General features: G+C 40.2%; 13 protein-coding genes. 6 read left to right on the top strand and 7 right to left on the bottom strand.

Going from position 1 to position 14380, the window contains the following annotated elements:
* Position 1: 1 nt before the first annotated feature.
* From EHR07_RS11150 to EHR07_RS11140, 3 genes are read left to right on the top strand one after another with little or no spacing between them, the layout of a single operon-like run.
* The gene (locus EHR07_RS11150; protein WP_135745153.1) at positions 2 to 571 is read left to right on the top strand and encodes an anthranilate synthase component II; all 570 of its coding nucleotides are present in this window, start codon (positions 2 to 4) and stop codon (positions 569 to 571) included.
* Positions 568 to 2463, top strand: a complete 1896-nt coding sequence (locus EHR07_RS11145) for an ABC transporter ATP-binding protein (RefSeq protein WP_135745152.1) — start codon at positions 568 to 570, stop codon at positions 2461 to 2463. Before EHR07_RS11150 ends, EHR07_RS11145 begins: the two co-directional genes overlap by 4 nt.
* Positions 2460 to 2861: a response regulator gene (locus EHR07_RS11140; protein WP_135745151.1), complete on the top strand. Its 402-nt coding sequence runs from the start codon at positions 2460 to 2462 to the stop codon at positions 2859 to 2861. Before EHR07_RS11145 ends, EHR07_RS11140 begins: the two co-directional genes overlap by 4 nt.
* Here the strand turns inward: EHR07_RS11140 and EHR07_RS11135 are convergent.
* Positions 2848 to 4725, bottom strand: coding sequence for a HEAT repeat domain-containing protein (locus tag EHR07_RS11135; RefSeq protein ID WP_208739763.1), 1878 nt, complete (start codon positions 4723 to 4725; stop codon positions 2848 to 2850). The genes EHR07_RS11140 and EHR07_RS11135 overlap by 14 nt on opposite strands.
* Positions 4726 to 4868: 143 nt before the next feature.
* Between EHR07_RS11135 and hflX the strand changes: the two genes are divergently transcribed.
* Positions 4869 to 6431: a GTPase HflX gene (gene hflX / locus EHR07_RS11130; RefSeq protein ID WP_135745150.1), complete on the top strand. Its 1563-nt coding sequence runs from the start codon at positions 4869 to 4871 to the stop codon at positions 6429 to 6431.
* Here the strand turns inward: hflX and EHR07_RS11125 are convergent.
* On the bottom strand, positions 6418 to 6786 hold the full coding sequence (locus tag EHR07_RS11125; protein ID WP_135745149.1) for an STAS domain-containing protein: 369 nt from the start codon (positions 6784 to 6786) through the stop codon (positions 6418 to 6420). The two genes, hflX and EHR07_RS11125, sit on opposite strands and share 14 nt — an antisense overlap.
* A 5-nt stretch (positions 6787 to 6791) precedes the next feature.
* On the bottom strand, positions 6792 to 8075 hold the full coding sequence (locus tag EHR07_RS11120) for a homoserine dehydrogenase (RefSeq protein ID WP_135745148.1): 1284 nt from the start codon (positions 8073 to 8075) through the stop codon (positions 6792 to 6794).
* Positions 8076 to 8219: 144 nt separating this feature from the next.
* Between EHR07_RS11120 and EHR07_RS11115 the strand changes: the two genes are divergently transcribed.
* Entirely contained in the window at positions 8220 to 8873 is a 654-nt protein-coding gene (locus EHR07_RS11115) for a hypothetical protein (RefSeq protein WP_135745147.1), read from the top strand.
* Between the two features lie 3 nt (positions 8874 to 8876).
* Here EHR07_RS11115 and EHR07_RS11110 read toward each other — a convergent pair whose 3' ends face one another.
* Positions 8877 to 9488: a hypothetical protein gene (locus EHR07_RS11110; protein ID WP_135745146.1), complete on the bottom strand. Its 612-nt coding sequence runs from the start codon at positions 9486 to 9488 to the stop codon at positions 8877 to 8879.
* Positions 9489 to 9582: 94 nt separating this feature from the next.
* On the opposite strand from EHR07_RS11110, the gene EHR07_RS11105 reads away from it, so the two are divergent.
* A complete protein-coding gene (locus tag EHR07_RS11105; RefSeq protein WP_135745145.1) occupies positions 9583 to 10851 on the top strand; it encodes a formylglycine-generating enzyme family protein in 1269 nt (422 codons plus the stop codon).
* A 1-nt stretch (position 10852) separates the two neighbouring features.
* Here EHR07_RS11105 and EHR07_RS11100 read toward each other — a convergent pair whose 3' ends face one another.
* Genes EHR07_RS11100 through EHR07_RS11090 form a run of 3 tightly spaced genes read right to left on the bottom strand, consistent with a single transcriptional unit; the run spans position 10853 to position 14371 of the window.
* Positions 10853 to 11314, bottom strand: a complete 462-nt coding sequence (locus EHR07_RS11100; RefSeq protein WP_135745144.1) for a MarR family winged helix-turn-helix transcriptional regulator — start codon at positions 11312 to 11314, stop codon at positions 10853 to 10855.
* Positions 11315 to 11351: 37 nt separating this feature from the next.
* On the bottom strand, positions 11352 to 12938 hold the full coding sequence (locus EHR07_RS11095; RefSeq protein WP_135745143.1) for a phytoene desaturase family protein: 1587 nt from the start codon (positions 12936 to 12938) through the stop codon (positions 11352 to 11354).
* Positions 12938 to 14371, bottom strand: coding sequence for a DUF4139 domain-containing protein (locus EHR07_RS11090; protein ID WP_135745142.1), 1434 nt, complete (start codon positions 14369 to 14371; stop codon positions 12938 to 12940). Before EHR07_RS11090 ends, EHR07_RS11095 begins: the two co-directional genes overlap by 1 nt.
* Between the last annotated feature and the right edge of the window lie 9 nt (positions 14372 to 14380).

Genomic DNA, 14380 nt, shown 5'->3' with positions numbered 1-14380 from the left:
TATGTTCCTTCTCATCGACAACTACGATTCATTCACTTATATTCTGTACCAATACCTGAACCAAATCATACCAACAACTGTCATTCGGCATGATGAAGACCTACCTTTGGATCTACAAAACAAATACAAAGCTGTTGTATTGTCACCGGGTCCAGGTCTTCCCAAAACTTCAGGAAAACTCATGTCTCATTTAAATTCCATTTATAAAGAAATGCCGGTTCTCGGAATTTGTCTCGGCCACCAAGCGATTGGAGAAATGTTCGGAGCCAAATTGGAACAAACTCCTGAAGTGTTCCATGGTCGGCCCTCGGAAATCCTACATAATGGAGAAGGTGTCTTTAAAAACCTTCCCAATGGATTTTTAGCTAACAGGTACCACTCTTGGGCTGTCTCGAAAGTTTCTTTACCAAACGAATTGGAAGTGACAGCGGAAACCAAAGATGGAGTCATAATGGGAATTCGTCACAGAAAATGGAAAAAGGTCTTTGGGGTTCAGTTTCATCCGGAATCCATCCTCACGGAAAATGGGCAAACCTTACTCCGCAACTTCTATGAGGAAGTTATCCAATGAAATATTTTTTAAGACTATTGTCCTATTCTGTGCACTACCGGGAACGATTTGTTTTGGGACTCGTGTTTGCACTTTTGACGGCCGTTTTAAATGGAATTTCTCTTACAGCACTCATTCCCCTATTCGATTCGTTAGGTGGTGATAAAAACAATCGTTTCCACCTAGATTTAACTCTTCCTGAAAAAACGATCCTTGTCCAAGAAGTTCTTTTGGGTGTTGATAGTTTGGATGGCTTGGAACGTATCAAACGTCTGATAATCTCTGCAAAACTTCAAATCAACGAATTCACAAAGGATATGGAACCCAAGGAAGTGGTTTGGGCAGTTTGTATCGCTGTATTCCCACTTTATCTTTTAAAACTGGGAACCTATCTTCTTTCTGTTTATTGTATCGCCACGGCTGGATATAAGGCCGTTCGAGACATTCGCCAGGAATTATTCCAGAAAGTCCAGAGGTTGCCTCTTACCTATTTTTATAAAGAAAAAACCGGACTGATTATGAGTCGGGTTATCAATGATGCAGAGATTGTAGCAGCCGTTATTTCGAGTAACCTTCGTGATGCGGTCATTAACTTCTTTTACGTTTTAACTCATTTAATGATTCTGATTTATTTAAATTCAGAACTATTACTCCTGGCATGTCTTACTATTCCCGTAGTGATAATGCCTGTAACTTTGTTTACACGAAAAATTTCTTCCTCTACAGCAAGGTTCCAAGAAAAACTTGCTGATCTCAATAGCCATATCCAAGAATTCATTTCAGGAATTAAGGTCATCCGCACGTTTCGCCAAGAGAAACAAGACCTTAAAAAATTTGATAATATCAATTACAAGGTGTATCGAAGGACTTTCAAAGGCCAATTCTACTTACAAATGGCCCCAAGTCTTGTCGAACTTACTTCATCCATCGTGGTGCTAGGTTACTTTGCTATGGGTGCCAAATTTATTTATTCAGGTAAGTTTACCCAAGGTGAGTTTATGGCCTTCCTTCTTACCTTGTTATTTTTACTTCGTCCGCTTACCCAACTTTCACAAATGGTTGGAAAAATCACCCAAGCCAATGCTGCAGGGAAACGGATTTTTGAAATTATCGATCGTGATTCGGAAGTGGTTGAACATGGGGATGAGACAGTCCTCGAAAAAATAGAGAAGGGGATTCAGTTTGACGACATTCATTTTTCTTATCCAGGAACAAACCAAGAAGTTTTAAAAGGAATCAACTTAGATATCAAACTGGGTGAAACTTATGCCTTTGTTGGAACCAGTGGTTCTGGCAAATCAACTATGATGGATTTGATTCCTCGTTTTTTTGATCCAACAGCTGGCAAAATTTTAATTGATGGAATGGACATTCGAAACTATTCCCTAAAATCTCTTCGTAAAAAAATTGGAATTGTCACTCAGGAAATTTTTCTCTTTCACGGAACGATTGCAGATAACATTGCTTATGGGACTGGTGCTGCGACCAGAAAAGAAGTGATTCGTGCGGCACGTCTTGCCAATGCCCATGATTTTATTACCAATATGGAAAACGGCTATGATACCGTCATTGGAGTACGTGGACTTGACCTGAGTGGTGGCCAAAGACAACGCCTTGTCATTGCCAGAGCTTTGTTACGAAACGCAGAAATTTTGATTTTAGATGAAGCTACCAGTGCCCTTGACGCCGAATCCGAAAGGTTGGTTAGCCGAGCTTTGGAGCGGCTCTTTAAAAATAGAACTACTTTTATCATTGCACATCGCCTTTCCACAGTAAGACGGGTGAAAAATATTGTAGTGATTGAAGAGGGCGAAATCAGGGAAAAAGGTGATCATGATTCTTTACTTGCCCAAAACGGAATTTATAAAAAATTATATGACAGCCAATTTGCAGAAGCGGAGATTCAGATATGAAAAAAGTTTTAATAGTAGATGATAATGACCGTTATGCGAACAATCTAAAATCATATTTTGATTCTAAAAATATATCCTCGGATCGTGCTGTGGATGCAAAGGAAGGATTAGCCCTTTTTACAAAAAATCCAAACTATGATATGATTGTTTCGGATGTGACTATGGAAACCCAAACATCAGGTCTCTGGATGATGCGCCAAATATACAAATCCGGTTATAAGGGAGTTCTTGTGATTGCTTCGACTGGATTTGATGTAATGGGTGTGATGCCGTTTTCTTCTCTATTTTTACCTTGGTTTTGTGGTCTTCATTGGATGATTCCGAAAGTTCCTCTCAAACAAGGGACGGTAGAATGGGTTCCCACCGCCCTTTCCAAAGGAAAATCTAATCCTTTCTAGGAACTTTGATTTCTTCAATTGGGTTGAAGAGATTGTTGTGTTTTCCTTTTTTCAAATTGGAATACTTTCCAGAATTTCCATCACTGCCAAGTTGTTTCACTTCAATGATATCTAGTTTCGGATAAAATACCCAACCTGTGACAAAGGCATCGCGTGCTCCCGGAAGTGTAGATTCCATTTTCACCTGGATGTATTTGTCAGTGAGAATGTCTTCCCCGATCCGCACGGCAAATTCCTTTTTAGTTTCAGAAAGAATTAAACCAATCTCTTTGTTTTTGATATAAGAAACAGGTCTCGAACGTTCGTTTGGTTCTGCCCGGAGGTAATCATCTTCAATGAGGATGATCGCATACTTACCAAATGCCTTACGACGAAGTAAGGATTCACCAATTCGTTTATTTATTTTTTCATCAGTCTGCGACTCATTCAATCGAATGAGAGCAAAGGTTGCAGATAAAGATGGATTTTTGCTAATTTCATCAATGGCAAGTAATGCCATGTTTGGTTCTTCCGAAACAAATTTTTCCAAAATTCTAAGACTTTCTCTACTTCCATGAATCGCAAGAGCTTCAAGACATGCTTCTTTAATATCTTGGTCATTCGATTTTAAAAACTTACTAAATACTTCGACATCAGCATCTAGTTTGTGATAGGCGAGACCGCGTAAGGCACCCGAAACAATCACCACATATTCTGAGGCGAGTCCTGTTGTAAGGATCATCTCACGTCCTGCTGGATCTTTTGTTTTTCCCAGACCTTCGTAACTCACAGCGATCACTTCTGGATCTTCTGCTTTGGTTCCGGCTATAAAATAAGAAAGGGAACGTTTATCTCCAATATCAGACAAAGCTTTATAGGCAGCAGGTCTTACTTGGTATCCGTCTTTATCGATGGCATTTTCTAAACTAACTCGGCCTGCCTTTAATCTACCAAGCGCCAGTGCAGCAGCAGCGCGCACACGAGGGATAGGATGAGTGGTTAAAATCTTTTCTAAGTTTTTTGGCTTTCGGTAGTATTCCCATTGGAAAACCTGAACCAACCCTTTACGAATTTGGTCTGTATACTCTCTGTCCTTTTTTTCTTCTTCGGAGAGAACTTCTTCTTCCTTTTTTACTGACTCATTGATTTGATCGGTAACTTTAGCTTTTCCTGTTACTTTTGCTTTGCGATTGAGTCGTTTGATAGAAATTTTAGATGGATTCTCTACTTTGTTAGGAATTATTTTTTCAATTTTTTTGGGAGTTTCCACTTCATTCGTTATAATGACTGGATCTTCCACTACTGGTTTTATATCTTTCTCAGCGATATCTTTGCCTTGGTTGTAGTTCCCTGAATCAGAACGTAAATGTCGAATCGCGTTTTGGATACCAATTGCTTTAGGACTGTTTTGTTTTAATGAATCTAGAATATTACCTAATTCATAACTGACACGACCAATGGCTGGGCCATCAAAATCATTGGGAACGCTATCAATGAGATCTTGGTTGGTTTGGATGAGTCCTGGCAGCTTGGCAATAACGACAGGCAAATCTTCTTCCAAATAGGCAGCCGCTTGCATTTCCTTATCTACTGGTTCGCCGACTGTTTTTTTGCTATCAGCACGAAGAGCAACATTTTCTCCAAACTCAAGTAAAGCAATGGCCTTATGTGCTTCTTGGATAAACTCATCATACTTACGGTTTTTAGTCACAGGGATTGTGACAGATTTTGATTTATGCGGGTCTAAATCCGAACCTTGGTATTCTTTATACTTTGGTGAAACGTCTGTTAATTGGTATGGTTTTGAGGTGGAACAACTGATCAACAGAACAAGGACCACCCATAAACTGCTCTTCCAAATTATGTCTTGACCCTTTTGAAACATCTGATAGCCTACTTCCATACTTTGAATATCGGATACGTACTATAAGTAAAATTAGCGGCAATCTAGCTGGTCTCAAGCCAAACCAGTTAAAAAAGTTAAAATCTCTCTCCGAAAGACGACTTCGGGAGGATTCTATCATTTCGATGGAGCTCGCAAGGCTCGTGGGCGAGATTTCCGTGGAAATTGGTAGGCAGGTAGGCCTTCTCATTGAGAGGACAGGTTATGTCACTCATTTGATTGTTGGGAACGACCATTCGATTGAAATTCCCCATTTGGATCGGTATCGTGTGGCTCATTCGAGGCTTCGTGGCCTTCGACTCTTTCACACACACCTCAAAGAACACCCGTTAAACCAAGAAGATTTGATGGACCTTGTCCTCAACCGATTTGATTCCATCACGGCTGCTTGCGTGGGTGCCGATGGAATTCCTAAATTCTTTTTTTCTGCCTTTATCAATCCAGATCCCGACGCAAAGGAACCTTGGATTCTTTCTCCCAAACAATACCCAGGCCAATTGAAGTATGGATACACGGAGCAAGTGGAAGCACTCGAGTCCGAATTCACAAAAAAAACATCCAACCTCAAAGAATCACAAAAAGAAAACCGAGCCTTCCTTGTGGGTGTGTATGATGTCAGGAAGATGAAACGTTCCCCAGAACATTCCATGGCAGAACTCAAAGAACTTTGTCGCACAGCAGGAATTCATGTTGTGGATACTTATGTTCAAAAAAGAGATCCCGATCCCAGGACTGTTGTAGGAAAAGGTAAGTTACAAGAAATCATTCTAACTTCAGTTCACAAAGACATTGAACATTTAATTTTTGATTTGGAACTCACACCTTCGCAGGCCAAAAAAATCTCGGATGCCAGTGATTTAAAAATCATCGATCGCACCCAACTCATTTTGGATATCTTTTCCAAAAATGCAAAATCACGAGATGGAAAACTCCAGGTGGAACTGGCCCAACTCAAATACTTAAAAAACCGACTTTCCGAATTGGATGACAATATGAGTCGCCTAACAGGTGGTATTGGAGGAAGAGGGCCTGGGGAAACTAAGTTGGAAATTGGTAACAGACGTGTGGAAGAAAAAATCACTCGTTTGGAAAATGAACTAAAAGACCTCAAACGTCGTAGGGAATTAAACCGCAAGGCTCGTTCCCGAAATGAAATTCCCATTGTGGGAATTGTTGGTTATACGAATGCAGGAAAATCAACCCTTCTCAATGCCCTCACGAATTCTACTGTCATTGCCGAAGACAAATTATTTGCAACTTTAGATCCTACAACTCGTAGGATTCGTTTTCCCGAAGAAAGAGAAATCATCATTTCTGATACTGTAGGTTTTATCCACGACCTTCCGCCAGACCTTTCCCAGGCCTTTAAGGCCACATTGGAAGAATTAGGGGATGCGGATTTATTACTCCATGTAGTCGACTCCACAAACGCAAATTATGCGGAACAAATGGAGGCGGTAGATACGATCCTCAACTCACTGCAATTGAACGAAATTCCCCGAATGGTGGTTTTTAACAAAGCGGATGGGTTGGATGAGGAAACTCGTCTTTCCTTTGAAAAGAATGAGGCACTCCTTGTTTCTGCTGTGACCCGCGAAGGTTTGTCTCATCTTTTGGATTTAATTGAAGACGAACTTTGGAAAAAAAAAGATCAGAACCCTAACTTGATATCTATTACCAATTCGTAATGGCTTCTTGTTTGGTGTTAAAAATCTGAACCTGACGTGGCAAATCCATTAATCGAATCACGTTTTCCAGAAAATGATTGAGTCCCCCAATCATAATTTTACCATGATTGCTCTCCACAGTTTTGATGATACCAATGAGTGTTGCCACTCCAATGCTATTGATATAATCCAACTTGGTTAGTTCCAAAATGATATTGTAAACAGAGTCGCGAAAGATCATGGAAATATTCCGATTGATTTCGTAGGCGTTGGTATTGGTGATCTGGCCCACAAAGGAAACAACCAGCACTCGCTCTCCTTTGATTTCGATGAATTCTGTTTTGAGATCCAGGGAGGGAAACTGTAAATCCGCCATGCGAGTTACAGGTTTTCCAAAAGCCGGATGGCAACAGTTTTCTGTTTAATGATGTTCGACATAGTATCAATTTCCTGCAGAGATTTCTGAAATTCCCCTTCTGTCGCCGAGTGTGTGACAACAATCACAGACACTGGTTCCGAAGTGGACTCCTTCTGTTGGACGGATGCAATGGAAATATTATGACGACCAAGTACTTGAGAAATTTCAGCAAGAACTCCCGGTTTGTCCACAGTGGAAAAACGTAGGTAATAACGAACCATATTGTCTGGCTCTGGAAAGGCTTTGGCTTCTGGGAAAAGATTATTTTCTTTAGCGATGTCCTTACTTCCCAATCTCGAAGCATAATAGATGATGTCAGAGAGCACCGCACTAGCTGTTGGCATTCCACCAGCACCTTTTCCCGTGATCATTCCCGAATCCGCTTCTTTGGTTTTATAAAAAACAGCATTGGATTCGTTCATTACATTTGCCAATGGATGGTCCAGAGGAACAAGCGTAGGATGCACTTTGGTTAGTACTCCCGCCGAACTTCGTTTAGAGATTCCTAAAAGTTTGATTCGATATCCAAGAGAAAGTGCTGACTGTATGTCCAATGATTGCAAATCGGAAATTCCTTTTACGGAAAGGGAAGCGAACGAAACGTACTCACGGAAGGCAAGACTTGCAAGCAAACTAATTTTATGACCAGCATCGATCCCTTCTACGTCGAAGGTTGGGTCTGCTTCGGCAAATCCCAGTTCTTGTGCTTTTTTCAGTGCCGTCACATAATCCCAAGCCTCTTGTTCCATTTTGGTTAAAATAAAATTTGTGGTTCCGTTCAGAATTCCGCAAATAACTTCAAATTCACAGGAAGAGAGTCCATCTCGTAAAGTGCGGATGATGGGAATGGAACCCGCCACTGCTGCCTCATAACCAAGCTCAGCACCGGTTTTTGCAGCGATCGGATACAATTCCCGCCCTTTTTCGGATAACAAGGCCTTATTGGCTGTGATAACAGTTTTCCCATGTTCCAAAGCGGATCGAACCGCTTGGTAAGCCGTATCAGTTCCGCCTATCAATTCAACAATCATATCGATATCCGAACGATTTGTAACAGATAATACATTGTCTGTTACTGGAACGTTCGTTTTACCTTGGAGTTTTCCCGGACTGCGAGTGGCAATGGTCGTTAGTTGTAAGTTGATTCCATAATGACGTTGGATTTTTTCTCGGTTTTTATCCAAGAGTTGGAGTAAGCTTGTGCCGACAACTCCGGCACCCAATAGACCAATACGAACTTCTTTCATTTAGGATCACGATTTCGGAGTAGAAAAGGAAACACACTTAAAAAAATTTTAAAAAAAAACAAATTTGAGAAGAAGTTCTTCAGCTTTTTCTGATTTCATGTGATAACTATAATTAGAATTGTCTCGGCAATAAGGATTATCATTATGGCAACGAAAAAATCATCATCTGCCGCTAAGAAGAAGGCTGTTAAACAAGCGGCTAAGAAAACAAATACGGTTAAGAAACAATCTACAAGAAACGAGAGTGCATCTCTATTCGGAAACGATGAGTCCGCGCAAGTTTCTCTTCAATCCCCAGTTTCTCATTCTGAGGGATCTTCTCAAACGAAAGAATCAGGAAACGGAGTATATCTATTTTTGGTTTTGGCCGGAGTACTTGCCATCGGGTACTTAGGATATGTGAAATACTTTAAAACAAAGGCACCGGCACCAGTGGCTACAGCTTCTGTTCCAGCAGATGCACAAACCAAACCAGTAGCAGCAGAACCTGAGAAAAAAGTAGAAGAGGCTCCTGCACCTGCAGAAGAATCTACTGCTGTGTTCCTAGTGGACAAAGTAGCTTCTAAAAAATGGTCAGAAGCAGCTGCTTATTGTAAATCAGTAGGTGGAGTCGTTCCTTCCAAAGACGATCTCGTAAAATTTGCGGCAACTGCTCCAAAAGAGATCAAATCTAGCGAAGAGAAATATTGGACGAAAACAGAAGTGGATAAAAAATCTGGTTTGGCTTACCGTTTTTCTAACGGAAAGGCACCCAAAGTGGACAAAGCTACTTCTTTAAAAGTTCTTTGTAAAAACTAATCTCTAACGAGAGTTCGATTGGATCGGGGCTAGAATTTCTCTTCTGATTTTGTCAGCAAGGTCAGAAGAAGCAAACATCTTCCCCGATGCATCTGTTAAATAAAAACTATCTTTGGCCCGGCCTGTTTCAAAGTCCGTTTCAATAGTAGCACTACGAATGTTGATTTGGTTTTGCATTAAAATGCGAGATACATAATACAACAAACCTCGACCGGCACTACTTTCCAAATACAAACAAGTTTCGTTCCTTTCTGGTAAATCGCTAAAAATAAACTCTGGGGTTTCGCGAAAGAATGTGGCTACTGCTGGTTCTTGGATTTGTAATTTTTCCAAAATTTCTTCAAACTTGGTATTTTTAGAAAATAAGGAATCCATCATCATTCCCAGTTTGAATGCGGCTTGGGTGGTGTCTCCGCCATCTGCTTGTAAAATGAACGAATCGATTGTAAACTCGTGACCTTGTTCTATGACTGTGCTCAGTTCCCCTGAAAGTATGTCCATTTTGAGTGCATAAATGATGGTAGCGATTCGGTGGAAGGTACCGATTTGGGTAGAATCGGTTTTGAGGGAAATAAGGATATTTTCCTTCTCTCGTTTGTATTGAAACTCGATCAATGTGGTATTTCCCTTTCCCACAGATTGTATACATGCACAGGAAATTTCAATCAAAAGGTTTCGGCAAAATACGCCGATGATGATAAAAGACAGTATGAAAAAACTACTAATGATTCTATTCGTTTGGGGAATTGTAATTTCACCCCTTGTTTCGCAAGAGGAAACTTCGGAAGAATCACCCTTTGCCACTACTAAAAAGAAAGTTCAACTTTGGAAAGGTGAAGTTGTTGGCGTTTATAAAAATAGATTATGGATTAAAGTTCGGATTTATCGTAATCAACGGATTTCCAAACTTTCACTCGCAGAAATAAAATCATTATTTGCTGAAACAAAAGAATTTCCTGTGTATCAAAAACTGACAGACCTAAAACAAGGGGTTCTTGTGGTTCGAGACACTGTTTGGGAAGAAAAACATATCAACAAAAAAAATCAATTCATTGAAGTGGTGTTAGTGGGTGATTACAAACCGGATCTAAGCTCAAAAATGAAAGAGATCACAACAGATGCCTATATCTCCAGTTATATCGAAGAAGATTTTTTTACGGAGCCAGATGCTTTCTTTAAAGGAAGATTTACTCCTCCTAGGAAAACTGTTTTTCATCCCAAAGATAGAAAGGAGATGGTTTTAGTTTCAAGAGGTTTATTTTTATACGGGCAAGGGACAGATCCTTCCTCAGATAGTTTTAATCCTTATTTTTTAGAACCAAAACCCTCCAACCTAAAAGAAATCCCATCCTTTTATATTGATAAGTATGAAGTCACCAACGCAGAATACGCTTACTTTTTAAAACAAACAAATTCTCCAAGTCCACCTCATTGGATTGGGGGAAAATATCCCGAAGGGGAAGGAGATTATCCGGTAATTCATCTTACGTATAGAGAAGTCGAACGATATGCCAGTTGGGTTGGAAAACGGATTCCCACTGAATGGGAATGGGAAAAAGCGGCTCGTGGTCCAGGGGTGATTGAATTTACCAACAGAGATGAAACCGTAGGTTACCAAATCATTGCCACCAAATATCCGTTTGGAGATGAATACGATTCTTTGTACTGCAATACTAGAGAATCAAAAATAGGGAAAGCTCAGTCTGTATTAGAATTATCTACAGAAGGAGCAAGTCCCTATGGAGCAATCGGAATGTGTGGCAATGCACCGGAATGGACATCCAGTGACTACCAGTTGTATCCAGGACATCATATCAAAAACTTTTCTTTTGGGAAAATTTACAAAGTGGTTCGTGGCGGTTCCTATGCAGACTCAGCAAAAAATGCAACGGCCAGTGCTAGGTCCTACGGTGGGATTCCTAACCTATCCGAAGATAGGCGAGCAGGATTTCGATTGGTAATGGATTACCGAGATTAAATTACTTACAGATGGCTTCGGTTTTTTTACCGAGTTTTTTGCAGATTTTACCGAGTAACTCTTGTTCCTCTGGAGACAATACTGCAAATTCAGAAGTAATTCGTTTCACATGGTCAGGAAAAATTTGTTCGATGAGTTTTTTTCCTTCAGCTGTTAGGTGGACAGAAATAAACCTTCGGTCTTCCACACCGCGAACACGTTCTACAAGATTTCTTTTTTCCAGGTTATCAATCACAAGGGTGATGTTTCCCGTACTTTTGAGGATTTTGTCACCCAAGTCTTTTTGACAGAGTGGACCCAAGTGGTACAAAGTCTCTAAAACCCCGAATTGGCTTTCTGAGATGCTCCACTTAGTAAACTCAGAAATGAGTCGGGAAGACAGAGATTCGGCAGCGCGTTTTAATTTAATAAACGCATCGAGTGCCTGTACTTCTTTTTTAGATCCTTTGAATTTTGTTCCCATTAATTTAATATCAAACTATCAAATCTTAAACCAATTGTCAACTGGTTTCTTGGCTCTTTTGGAAAAGTTCTTTCATCAGCCGAAGAGTCCCTGTCAGCCCCAAAACCACAGAAGAAGCTGCTACACCGCCCATCAAGGCACCAGCCACACCAGGAGAGCAGGCATCAGCTCCCGTTAGGTAAAGATTTTTGATCGTTGTCCTCACACCTAACCATTCTTGTTTAAAGCGTTCCGGTGTACAGGAAAGTCCGTAAATGGAGCCTTCTTTGTGTCCCGTAAAAAATTCGGTTGTGATGGGTGTGGAGAGTTCTGTGAATTCGATTAAATCGCGGAATCCAGGAAATCGTTTTTCTAAAAATTCTAACATCCCTTCGGTGATGGTTTCTTTGAGTTGGCTGTATTCTTCTCCCCGTTTTTTCCATGGTTCGTCCTTCCATTTGGCAAATAGGGAGTAGTCGGCAAAACTAATTGCTTCTGCGGTGTGGCCTTCTGCTTCCGGATTTTTTAAAGAAGGAAAGGAAAGATACATCATTGGAGGTTTTCCCTCCGCCAAATCATTTCGTTTCGCATAACTAGCGTCATGGTTTGTGTCAGGGAAGATCCAATGGTTTTCGCCGTGGAATCCGAGTTTTGTAGGAGATTCTTTAAACCCAATATACAATGTGATGGATGTCGTTCCTTGGGTGCTAAGAGTTTCCAAAGGTTTTTGGAAGGAAGAGGAATATTCTTTTGGTAATAGTTTGTTGTAGGTGGTATATGCACCTGCATCCGAAACAATCACATCTGCAAAATATTCCTGTTCAGAAAAAGTTTTTCCTTTTTGGACTTCAACTTTCACACCGACTGCTTTATCTCCTTCGAGAAGGATTTCTTTGACTGTATGAAGGATTTTTAAGCTCCCACCGTTTTCTTCCACAATGGGTTCAATGGATTCGACAATTTTGGATGAACCACCAATGGGAAAATAACCACCGTTAAAGTAATGCGCCACAATCATGGAATGGATGGCAAAGGAGGATGTAGCTGGAGGAAGACCATAATCACCCCACTGCGAACAAAGAAGTGCCCTTAAGTTTTCATCCTGAATATGGGTATCCATATATTCTTTGGTGGTGATATAAGGAGTGGGGATATGGTTTAAGTTTAAAAACTTGGCAGCCTTTTCGAATACGGATGGTAAGGCTTTGAGAGTAAAATGCCTTCCAAACCATTGGGTAAAGGTTTCGACATCCCGAAAGTATCTGTCAATGGCTTCGGATTCTAAAGGAAACTTAAGTTTTAAGTCTGATACAAATTTTTCTTTTTTTCCATACACAGGAAAACTAAAACCGGGATAATCGAAAACTTCGAATGGCTCTTGCATTTTGTTCCATTTCACACCTTTTCTGGTGATGGAATCAAAAAGAGTTCGTAACATTGAACCTTCGGCTAAGTCCCCAATATAATGAATTCCCACATCCCACTCAAACTTTCCAAGTCGTTTGAAGGTATGAGTGAAACCGCCTAACTTAAAATGACGTTCCAGAACTAGTACTTTCTTTTTGGCAACTTGAGAAAGGATAGAGGCGGCTGTGAGGCCACCAATACCAGAACCAATAATGATTACGTCATATTTATTTTCCATTAGTGGTACTTAGTCTCTACAGTATATTCTACATTCACAGTTTCATTTGGTTTTAAAGGAACGTCTGTATAAGCTCTTGTTGAGGATTCTTTTGTAAATTTATGGGAAGATTTTGTGATCGTCCAATCACCCCATAGGCTTGCATAAAACCGAACTTCGATTTCTTCTTTTTTTCTATTTCGGATTTCTGCGGAGTAGGTTGATTTATCTCCACGAGAAAGTTTGAACACTTCGCTTGAGAGTCGTTTCCCATTTGCCACTACATCAAAGGCTTGGCCTGTTCGAATTTTCACTTCTTCGTTTTCAGGAGTGTGATCGATTGTATCTTCACCTAGAAGTTGTTGGCGTCCTTTGGAATCTGCTTTGAAAACACGAATGGTCCCTTGTGGGAGAGGGCGACCTAAATTGTTTTTCTTCGCATTTTTGAAGATGTATTTGATGGTTGCGTTATTGAAATTTTTTTCATTTCCCTCATACATGGGTAGGTTTTCAAAAACAAAATACTTTTTGATTTCGATTCCTTCTGATTGAAACAATTGGACCTGTTTAGTTTGGTTGTAACCAATGTTTGTTGGTTGGTCTAAAGTATATAAATAATATTCAGACAAATTCTCTTGGTTGAATTCCGGTGCTGCAACAGACTCATCATACTCTTTCATCATTGTTTTTTTGACGGAGCGAGGTTGCATTGCATAGGTATTCGTTTGGTTGGAGATTAAATTCACCTTTCCTGCTACGAGTTGTAAAGTTGCGTTCTTAAATTCAGCGCCTGAGTTGTTATTTAAAGTCACCCAAGAGTTCAGACCGCAGAGATTTTCCTCTTTATCCAAAACAAGGATATAATCGGCCGACCAACCAAGTCCATTCGTTTGGTAAGAAACTTCTAAGGTTTGTTCCTTTTCTAAATCGTTTTTCAATTTCCAAACGAGTGTAGGTTTTGCAAAAAGATTTTCAGGAATGGTAGGAACAGTCACTCTTCCGTTGTATCCAAGAGAAATTTCATCTCCAATTTTATACACTGGGTTTCCATTGTTTGAAATCAGGGTCGCTTTGACGGATGTGGTTTTCTCTTTGGTTTCATTGTAAAGGGTGACTTCTTTTCCAATGTATTTGTCCATCAACCGTTCTGGTGAAATTAAATCGTATTCGTAGTTCTGTTCAAAGACTGTGAGTTTTTTAGGATCTTCTCCCTTCACTCTTACTGTTTGTGGGATGATTTGAGAAGGAACATCTTCGAAACGTAAAGTTCGAATTCCTTTTGATAAATTCAATTGACGAGTTTCCCTTACAAGACCTATGCCTCCATTGTAAATGGTAACACTGACTGATTTGCGGTCCGACTGTGTGGACATGTCAAAAGCAGAATCAGAGGTAATTCCCGCTGTAAAGATCAGGAGTGTGAGAGTGGTTAAGGACAATATTTTGGATTTCATGAATTCTCC

The organism is Leptospira bandrabouensis (genome assembly GCF_004770905.1).
Classification (GTDB): Bacteria; Spirochaetota; Leptospiria; order Leptospirales; family Leptospiraceae; genus Leptospira_A; species Leptospira_A bandrabouensis.
This window is presented reverse-complemented; position numbering and strand designations above follow the sequence as displayed.